This is a genomic window from Chromobacterium sp. ASV23, from assembly GCF_016428945.1.
Classification (GTDB): Bacteria; Pseudomonadota; Gammaproteobacteria; order Burkholderiales; family Chromobacteriaceae; genus Chromobacterium; species Chromobacterium sinusclupearum.
In genome coordinates this window covers 1-2,334 of sequence record NZ_JAELTR010000124.1, presented here as the reverse complement: position 1 = coordinate 2,334, position 2,334 = coordinate 1, and the positions used below count along the sequence as shown (strand labels likewise).

General features: G+C 68.8%; 4 protein-coding genes. All 4 read right to left on the bottom strand.

From position 1 onward, the window contains the following. Window positions 1–234, bottom strand: a 234-nt coding sequence (locus JHD59_RS21815) for a putative phage tail protein (protein ID WP_199155810.1), incomplete at its 3' end; no start/stop codon positions are given. After that, window positions 231–1,319 carry a baseplate J/gp47 family protein gene (locus JHD59_RS21810; RefSeq protein WP_199155809.1) on the bottom strand — a complete coding sequence of 363 codons (1,089 nt, stop codon included), beginning with the start codon at window positions 1,317–1,319 and terminating at the stop codon, window positions 231–233. The genes JHD59_RS21810 and JHD59_RS21815, both read right to left, overlap by 4 nt. Beyond that, window positions 1,319–1,669 carry a phage GP46 family protein gene (locus JHD59_RS21805; protein WP_199155808.1) on the bottom strand — a complete coding sequence of 117 codons (351 nt, stop codon included), beginning with the start codon at window positions 1,667–1,669 and terminating at the stop codon, window positions 1,319–1,321. Before JHD59_RS21805 ends, JHD59_RS21810 begins: the two co-directional genes overlap by 1 nt. 57 nt (window positions 1,670–1,726) lie before the next feature. Further along, window positions 1,727–2,334 (bottom strand): phage baseplate assembly protein V (locus JHD59_RS21800; RefSeq protein ID WP_199155807.1); only part of this gene is annotated, 608 nt, incomplete at its 5' end.

Here is a 2,334-nt window from a genome sequence, read left to right as displayed (position 1 = left end):
GTAGGGCGCGCCGGGCGGCGGCGTCAGGCCGCAGACGCGCTCCCAGTCCGGCAGCAGCGCCTCGGCTTGCAGCGGGGTGACGGCGCCGGCCAGCTGGCGGGCAGAGCTTTGCGCGCGGTCCAGCGCCGCGCCTTCGCTGGCCAGTTCGGCTTGCAGCCGCGGGCCGTCCGGGCTGTAGCTGACCGGAGGCAGCAGCCGGGTCAGCAATTCCTGATAGGTCGGTTGCGGCATCATTTCAGCGTCCTCACCGTCAGCTGGCCCAGCCGCAGCCATTCCACCTTACTGGCGTCGGAAACCGGTTTGATGTTGCCGGCCGGGGCGTTGAGCTGGCGGTCCTGCACGCCGGGCAAGTCGGAAATCATCGCTTCGATCCGGCTTTTGACCAGCTGCTCGCCGGGCGCGAGGCCGGCGAAATAGGCCTGCAGCGTTTGCTGCAGCAGCGGCGTGAAGGCGTCCGCGCTCATGCTGCCCAGATCCAGCGCCACGTCGATGTCCACCGGGCGCGGCGTGGGCGCCAGCACCAGGCAGTTTTTGGCGGTGACGGGCCGCAAATCTTCGATATGGGCCTGCACCTTGGCCAGCGTTTTATCCGAGGGCAGGCTGCCGTCGGCGGTGATGACCACGTCCACGGTGCCGGCGCCGCGGCGCAGCGGGTAGACGTAGGCGGCGCTGACGCCGTCGATTTCCATCGCCCAGCGGCGGTAATCGTATTGATTGCCGCCGGCGGGCGGGCGGCGGATCAGCTCCAGCAGGCGGTCCAGCAGGGCCTGGTCGTTTTCTTCGTCGGTGGCGCCGGTCATTGCCAGCAGGATGGCTTTGCTGGCGATGCCGGACGGCGCCTGCATCAGTTCCACCGGCAGATTGGCGGGCTGATTGCCGGCGCTGCCGGGCTGGCTGGCCTGGATGGGCAGGCTGGCCTGGCCGTTGACGTCCAGCCGGTCCGGCGCCGGCTTGCCTTGGGTATCGAAGGGCTGGGCGACGTACAGCTGGTCGCCGACGCGCACTTGCAGGCCGCTGGCCACCAGAGCGCCGGGCGCGCCGTTGATCTGCAGCCAGCCGCTGGCGGCGGTGGCAGGCTTGCGCACGATGCCGCGCAGGCGGGCGTGCTGTTCCAGGTAGGCGCTGTCGGCGGTGTCGGGGAATATCTGGCGCGCGATCCAGCTTTGGTGCTGGTACAGCCCTTCCACCGCGCCGGCGGTGGCGCTGGCGCGGACGAAGTTGTCGCTGTCAGGCGCGGTGGCGGCGTCGGCGCGCAGGTTTTGCAGGTCGCGCAGCAGCGCGTCGCGAATGCTGGCGAAGTCGGGCGTGGACAGGGGCATCAGGCTATCCTCACTTGATGTTGGAAATGTCGGATGTGGCCGCCGGTTTCGGCCACTTCAATGCTCAGCAGCAGGCGGCCGGGACCTTGCCGCTGCGCCGATACCTGGATGCGGCTGACGCGGCCGTCCTGTTGCAGCGGCTGCAGCGCTTGTTCCGCGTACTGGCAGGCCAGCAGGTCGATGCGGCTGCTGTCTTTGCTGCGCGACAGTTCGTGCAGGCGGGAGCCCAGCGTCGCATCGGCCCACCAGCCGCCCAGCGGGGTCATCAGACGGAGGTAGACGGCGTTGGCGAGGGTGTCGGTGGAGCCGCCGGCGTAGTCGCCGGTGACGGGGTCCAATAGTGGGTCCATGGCTATTTTCCTGGATAGGGGAAGGAGGCGGCAGAGGACGCCGGTCAGTGGCGCGGCTTATTTGGGCGGGCTGGTGGGGCCGTTGGGCGCGTCGTGGGTGTGCGAGACCAGGCTCTTGCCGCTGGCCTTGACGTCGCCGCTGGCATTCATCGATCCGGACAGCTGGATGTCGCCGTTGACGCTGGCGCCGCTGCCGCCCTGGATGGCCAGGCCGCCGTTGCCGTTGATCTGGCCCTGGGCGGTGAATTGGGCGCTGGTTTTCAAGGCGGGGGTGGTGAAGCTGGCTTGCTCGCTGGCGTTGACTTGCCAGTTCTTGCAGCTGAGCTGGAAGGTGTCGCACTCTACGGCGATGATCCTGCCGCGTTTGAGCACGATCTTGCTGCCTTCGTCGCTGTACAGCGCCACTTCTCCCGGTTGCAGCGATTGCAGCCGGTAGCTGCCGTGCTCGGTGGCGATCACCACGCTGTGGCTGCTGCGGCCGCCCAGCGGCAGCACCATGGCCATGCTGCCGGGCGGCGGATTGGAGGTGTAGCCGTAATGCTGGAACAGCTCGGCGTCTTGCAGCCGCTCGCCGGCCAGCGCGTCGGCCTGGGCCAGTTGCACGCCGCCGCCGCTGTCCACATGGGTCAGCGCCGCGCGGAAGCCCTGGCGCACATTGCTGAAGG

Excerpts from the sequence above, each read along its gene's own strand:
- JHD59_RS21810 (WP_199155809.1), bottom strand. The coding sequence starts at position 1,319 with ATGCCCCTGTCCACGCCCGACTTCGCCAGCATTCGCGACGCGCTGCTG.
- JHD59_RS21805 (WP_199155808.1), bottom strand. The coding sequence starts at position 1,669 with ATGGACCCACTATTGGACCCCGTCACCGGCGACTACGCCGGCGGCTCC.